Genomic DNA, 233 nt, shown 5'->3' on the forward strand with positions numbered 1-233 from the left:
CTGTAGTCGCTGGAACTTGCGAAGGATCATTTATTATCACCAGAACATGGACATTAACAGATAGCTGTGGTAATACTGCGCCAGAACAAACACAAACCATTACCGTTTCCGATAATATTGCACCAACATTTACTGCACCTGCAGATATTGAGATAGAATGTGATCAAGACCCTAATGACCTTACTATTACTGGTGATGTTACTGATGAAAATGACAACTGTTCTACAACATTA

At 38.6% G+C, this 233-nt stretch carries 1 protein-coding gene; it reads left to right on the top strand.

Features of this window, described 5'->3' with window-relative positions; all coding sequences use genetic code 11:
* The coding region (locus ACVC08_RS00445; RefSeq protein WP_452600548.1) for a hypothetical protein at positions 1 to 233 on the top strand (233 nt) is incomplete at both ends.

The sequence above is a fragment of the Pontimicrobium sp. MEBiC06410 genome (assembly GCF_053601615.1).